The organism is Microcystis sp. M31BS1, from assembly GCF_020245285.1.
GTDB classification, from domain to species: domain Bacteria; phylum Cyanobacteriota; class Cyanobacteriia; order Cyanobacteriales; family Microcystaceae; genus Microcystis; species Microcystis panniformis.
In genome coordinates, this window is sequence record NZ_JADBVE010000033.1 from 1 (window position 1) to 6,123 (window position 6,123).

At 40.5% G+C, this 6,123-nt stretch carries 7 protein-coding genes; all 7 read right to left on the minus strand.

Translation table 11 applies throughout. The features are described from left to right. A partial coding sequence (locus tag IM509_RS01685; protein WP_287716281.1) for a hypothetical protein occupies positions 1-621 on the minus strand: 621 nt, incomplete at its 3' end. A 9-nt stretch (positions 622-630) separates the two neighbouring features. Then, positions 631-2,310: a hypothetical protein gene (locus IM509_RS01690; protein WP_287632939.1), complete on the minus strand. Its 1,680-nt coding sequence runs from the start codon at positions 2,308-2,310 to the stop codon at positions 631-633. Continuing rightward, complete coding sequence (locus IM509_RS01695) at positions 2,310-2,966, minus strand: hypothetical protein (RefSeq protein WP_287632936.1); 657 nt, start codon at positions 2,964-2,966, stop codon at positions 2,310-2,312. Before IM509_RS01695 ends, IM509_RS01690 begins: the two co-directional genes overlap by 1 nt. Before the next feature lie 76 nt (positions 2,967-3,042). Then, positions 3,043-3,756, minus strand: coding sequence for a hypothetical protein (locus tag IM509_RS01700; protein ID WP_287632934.1), 714 nt, complete (start codon positions 3,754-3,756; stop codon positions 3,043-3,045). 2 nt (positions 3,757-3,758) lie between these two features. After that, entirely contained in the window at positions 3,759-4,136 is a 378-nt protein-coding gene (locus IM509_RS01705; RefSeq protein WP_287632932.1) for a hypothetical protein, read from the minus strand. A 189-nt stretch (positions 4,137-4,325) separates the two neighbouring features. Then, entirely contained in the window at positions 4,326-5,108 is a 783-nt protein-coding gene (locus IM509_RS01710; RefSeq protein ID WP_287716282.1) for a phage major capsid protein, read from the minus strand. 6 nt (positions 5,109-5,114) lie between these two features. After that, positions 5,115-6,123, minus strand: a 1,009-nt coding sequence (locus IM509_RS01715) for a hypothetical protein (protein ID WP_287716284.1), incomplete at its 5' end; no start/stop codon positions are given.

Sequence of the window (6,123 nt, forward strand, 5' to 3'; positions counted from 1 at the left end):
ATTTTGCTGTCCCGCTCTCAAATACAATCGATCAACTGAAAAATCATAATACAAACCACCAGCGTCAGGCTTGCTAACATTGCCTAAAAAGTAGCGACCAATAAAAGATCCATTAGGACAAAGAAGTGACATACCAATGTTGGTATTACTTTCAACTTGAAAGTCAGCGGCTCCATTTGAAGCTGTTGCTCCTGAAGCCGCTGTAGTAATTTTGGATCCTTGAGAAAGAGTAAAAGTTGGATAAACTACATTAAAATTGGTTCCGTCATAGACAAGTCGAAGATACATGCCTGCGGGAAAAGCACCAGCAGCCGGATCAGAGCCATTAATTTTAATAGGTTTAGCAGCTGCACCATCTACAGCAAGTGTTACTGCTCCAGTATTAGCTAAAGGAGTTTTAATTGCCAAACTCAAACCAATTGCAAGAGTTTGATCAGGAGTATAGTCTGCAACAAAAGCAGAACCAGTTCCTGTAGCAATACAAAACGGAATCCCAGATTGAGAACCTGTTAGCAGTCCATCCAAAAGTTTCCAATTAAACCACTCATCGTCTGTATATGGATCGGTAGCAAAATTGATTAGACGGAAGCCAAAATTAGATGTTGTTGCATCAAAACTCATATAAACACCTTATCGGTTATAACCGCCTTCTTGGTAAAGGAAAGAAATAGAAATAAATTGCAGTTGAGTAGTTGTAGATCCACGAAAACGCAATTTCATTATTTGGAATTTAGCTGGCCAAGCATATTTTCGCTCGTTAGCTGTAGGACGACCTCCACCATAAGGATGTGTTGGACCACCAAAACCAACTACATCGCCTCCAACCATCGACATTTTTAGTTGAGGAGAATCTTCTCCTGATCCATTTTTAACAAATCGATCGCAGTACATACTAAGATTAAAGCGACCTGTTCCTCTAGTATCTAGAGTGATGTATTTTGTGTGTTTAATCTTCGTTCTTTGATTTATGTCGCTCCAAGGTAGTTCCCAATCAAAGGTGATAGGAATTCCTTCTTTGTTATTAATACTATCATCATTCATGTAATCAGAATAAATGGGAGTAGTATCTGATCCATAAAGCCAAAGTTTTCCATTTTTATCGCCAAAAAAGATGTTTCCTTCTTGAGTTCTACATGCACAAGTAAAATTCCATCCTTGAAACTTGCACCAAGCGGAAACATTTAATGTAGGACGAAACAGAAAACAATAAGCTACTGTTTCTGTAGTATTTGCAAGATCATCATTGTCAGGAATAAAAAACATGAACATTCCTTCTTTCTGATTAAAGATAGAAAAGGTTCTGTTTTCTTGACTAAGTCCAGTAAGCTTGTTAATAGCTTTAGACATTTCTGGATCAACTAGATCAGAAACTCGTTCAGGTCGAATAGTACCACTGAATACAGTTCTTTTTAGAGAAGGAACGCCAATAGTATCCATAAAAAGCATGTCGTCTCCATACGATAGCATGCTTCTATGTGAAATAGCTCCATAAAGTTCTACTGTATCTTGGAAAGATGGTTGATGAACATTTCCAGTAGAATTATAAATTCCTAAAGTACCGATCACGGAGCCTTCAGGATAAGCAACAATAAGCCTATCTCGAAAAGCTCGAATGCCCTTAATAATGGATGCGTTACGAAGACTAGTGCCTACATCAATGTATGTAGCGTCGTTCGGTGCAGGATCACCATAGAAAGTGCCTGAAGTATATCGAGCCGAAATGTGAAGTCTGTTTGGCTTTACAGGATCACCCGCCATAATCAAATATCCGTTGCACGAAGTAACATACTTTGCAATCGGAGTATTGATATTGGTATTACTAGCTAAATCCTTAAGATAGTCTACCGAAAGAGTATTTGATATGATTAGAGGTTTATTAACACCATTGCAAACAATCAATTGACCATTAAATTGTTCAAAGCTTGCAAAATCGGTATTTGACCAACCATTGGGTGCACCGGGCAAAGCTTTAGCAATAGTGTTATCCCAAATTCTAGCCACAGATCCGTTGGCTAAAACACGAAGGATTTCTCCATTACTCATTACACAAATGATTGCGTAAGAAAAATATTCTGTATTAATTACAGAAACATTTGGACTAGAGGTGAATTTGGACAAATCATTGAATAAACGAATGCCAAATCTAACTTTTACAGTTTGATCTGGCGAATAATAACAATTTGTCATTCTTTTGGAGAATTTGGTAGACAGATTTAGATCATCATCTAGTAAGTTCAGTCCACCTGAAAACTCTCTGAGAGTTGCAGATTTCAATACTTCTTGTTGCTGTTTAATAGGACGAGTTTGCATTATTCAAAGTCTCGCCAAGTTGTAGGCACGCCTCTATAATCAGAGTTCAATGCTACAGGTTTAGAAGATTGATTTAGTTTGACTTGCTTATAACGCTGTTCAAACAATTGACGAAGCTTTTCGGTTCCAGCTGGATTACTGCCATCATCAACAGCATACTGCCAAGCAATAAAGTAAACAAGAGAAAGCCAATCGAATGGAACAATATCATTAGGATTAAAAGGAAATGTAGGAAATATTTTTCCTTCAACAACAATTTGTCCCGAAGAAGTTGAAGGAATGACTTTAGCAATATCTATACTATCGGCTGTAATATACAAAGGTGTTTTGCCGAAAACAGAACTAGGATTTCCTCCAGGCCAATTTGCTAATGGTGTTGTACTGGCTCTTGGATAAATGTTGATAATGTTTTCATATTGTTTAAAAATGTTCTTAATAGGAACAATTGTTCTACCAGTAAGACCATCAAGAGTATAAGTTTGATACTCAATAAATCGTTTCCAAGTAACCGTAGTATCATCAAAAAACATTACAAATGCGTTTTGAATCTTTTGAATAAGGTTATCTTGGGCATAAACTTGCACAGATACGCCAGCAGATTGATAAAGCTCTCTTTCAGCTTCTATTGCAATTTGTAGCAAAGTTTTTTCAATCATAGTATCCTCACAATGAAAAGGGGCGCCGCTTAGAGAGGATCAGCGACGCCCCTTCCTTCCAGCTTAAGCTTTCAACTTAAGCGAAGAAGTGCGCTACGCCATACAAGCCACCATTACCATTAGCATTCAGCTTGTTGTCAAAAATGAAAATTGCTGACAGAATTCTTACGCCATCAGGAGTAGTGTTAGGAGTATAAACTCCACATGGATCGGTCGTTGTACCTGTTTGCGGATCAACATAACTGGGAGAAACAAAAGTTCCAAGAGTGGCAACTCGTGCTCCATCTGACATTTCAGCTACGACGTTAGATGCTCTGAACGGAAGACCCAACCTGTTACTAGTTCCAACATTCATAGTAACACCCGCAACCGCCGTCCAAGTGATAGAATCAATCCACTTAAACGCTTTATTGCCAATAACAGCAGTAGTACCGTTACCAGTCAGAATTTCAGTCATAGGTTGACCAAGATAATCTCGACCACGAATAGTCACAGTCGGAGTACCTGCACCTGACAGAACGATTTGCAGACAACGGCCAAAGCCGGGACCATAAGGATACAGAGCCTGAGAAGCCGCAGTAACGGGATCAGTATTATCTTGAAGAAAAGTACTAGTTGAACCTGCTGTAGCAATAGACTGAGCATTCAGAATATTGTTTGCCGAAGCGTTAGCAACAGGACCAAAAACTACTTCATTAGGTCCGGCATGCAGTATACCTGCATGATAAGCCATTCCAGGAACATGATTATTAACACGACGAGGATTGTACTTAGGAGTACGTTGTACCATTTTTAGCCTTCTTTCTTAGTTCTACGCTCAATCCGAAGATTAACATCTTCTTCAGGATCAGCCTCTTCAAAAAGTTCGATATCAGGATCACCTGTATTTTCTAGGTCGTAAGGATCACCACCTGTATCAACTACGTCTCCCGTTGCTGGATCATACAAACGAGGTTTAATGTGATAACCCATTCTTACCAGTTCATCCTTTTCTACACGAATAGAATGACCTGCTGGAAAATACACACGATATGTTTCCTTTTCAATCCAAACCTTTTCTTGTTGAAGAGATTTAGTTTCTGGATCCATTCGTGCTTGATTTACTTGAACTCGCTCCTTTTTTGGACCGACTGTCTTATATCGAGCGCGAAGTTTCATTTGAGTAACCATAGCGTCCTCTCTACACTAAAGTTAGTTGTTGATTACTGCGTGAGTACGATAAGCCTTCCAGAGACACCATTGACCTTGCCAAACAACTCGGCTGCCAGTAGCGTCCATATCCCAAGGCGATGAAAGTTCCTTTACCTTCATATTAACTCCCTTAAGGATATGAAGACGCAGATACTTTGAATTGATGAATTAGCACTTATTGACAGGGCAATCTTCGTCATAAAGCAGCGGGATAGTTTGGTGAGCAAGACCCCCAAAACCCAAATCCATCATGCGCTTACCATTAGAAGTATCCGACAGATTGAGAACAACCTTATCTCGGCAAGCGGCACGATAAAGACGGAAAATGTTACGACCACAAAGAATGAGATCGGGCTTTTCGCCTTTAAGAGTCAGATCAAGAAGGATATCGTCAAAGGCTTCTTCAATGTTAGTAGCATCCAAAGTACCGGAAAATGCGTAAGAAGAAGTACGCCATTGAGTTTCAGCAGCTCGGTTAAGACCTCCAAGAGAACCAACTGTAGGATCATCGGGGATCAAAGACGGAAGACCAAGCGGATCGGCTCCACCACCGGCTGAATAAAGATATTCTGAAAACTTCTCTTTAAAAGATTCTTCAAGCACATCAAGTTTAGCCTTCATGAGCTTAAAGATTTGAGCTTCGCCTTTATTTTCGTCTTGTTCTTGGTCTGAAATGATTGCAGTACCTGCAACACGCGACCAACCATAGGCGACAGTAGCGAATTCGTTAGTTTGGGCAACAGGAAGTTGATCGTAATATTCATACGAAGAAACATTCGGGTTGCGTCCAACAACGAGAGGATTAGTGATGTTATAGCCACCATCCTCATACTCAACACGATCCGAAGCAAAAGCCCATGCCATAAGCGCGTTAGAACGCACCGAAGCAATGATCAATTGTTTACGAGAACGATTAAGCATAGAATTTAGAACAGTTGCCAGTGCCGGCATTTTTTGTTACCTTGTGTAGTTATAACCCGCGTCTCGCATGGCGGCTAGAATCACAGAATCCTTAGTTTCATTGCTGCCAGACTTAAACGAGTCAAAGTGATCGACGGAATTTGAAGCGCCAACTCCACCACGACCTTGAATAATCGGACGACTATTTTGTGAAGGCTGTTGTGGAGCCGAAGGAATTGAGTTTCGACGAGCTTCAATTTGAGGTTCAAGAGGTTGCGACCAGTCAAAACCATTATTAATTGCTGCTTGACGAAGTTTGAAATAAACAGAACGGAGATCGACTTCTCGACCTGATTCTGTTTCAGCCGCGATAACATTAGCGATCATGCGCTCATGAATCTTAGCGTCAGGAAAAGAACGGAGAAACTCAGTAGTTTCTCGTGCTGCTTCTTCCTGAATAGCTTGAAACTGCTGTTCAGGAGTAGGCTCATCTTGAGGCGGCTGGCCTCGTGTGTTGAGCATATGTTGTATAGCGAGCGTGTCAACCGTCCCGCCAATGCCATCAAAACTATGCCCCATTGCCTTCAATTCGGCAAGCAAATTCGTTACAGCTTGAACCGGATTGGTTTGCAAATCGTTGTATAGACGAACCGCTTGGGTGACAGCTTGCGGATTTTCCATACCAATTTGTTTTATAGTACTTTCAAGAGTTTGATACTTTTCTTGAAGGGTATTAAAACGTTGATTAGCAGTATTTAGGTCATTTTTAAGTGCAATATTTTCAGTTCTAAACAAACGAGCTTGTTCAAAATGACGACGTTCTGCTCCTGCACGAACAATTGTTCCATCTTGAAGGCGAATGTCTCCTGGCTTTAGTTCGGGATCAGGAGGATTTTGTCCTTGCTTTTCTTTCCCTTGTTCTTTTGCACTGTCAGACTGGTCGCTAACGCTATCCGTTCCGCCAGAGCCTTGGACTTCACTCGATGATGACGAGGATGAATTTGTTTCGCTACTTTGAGTATTAGTCCCGGATGCCGTTTCATTGGTTTCTTCGGTGCTTGTATCG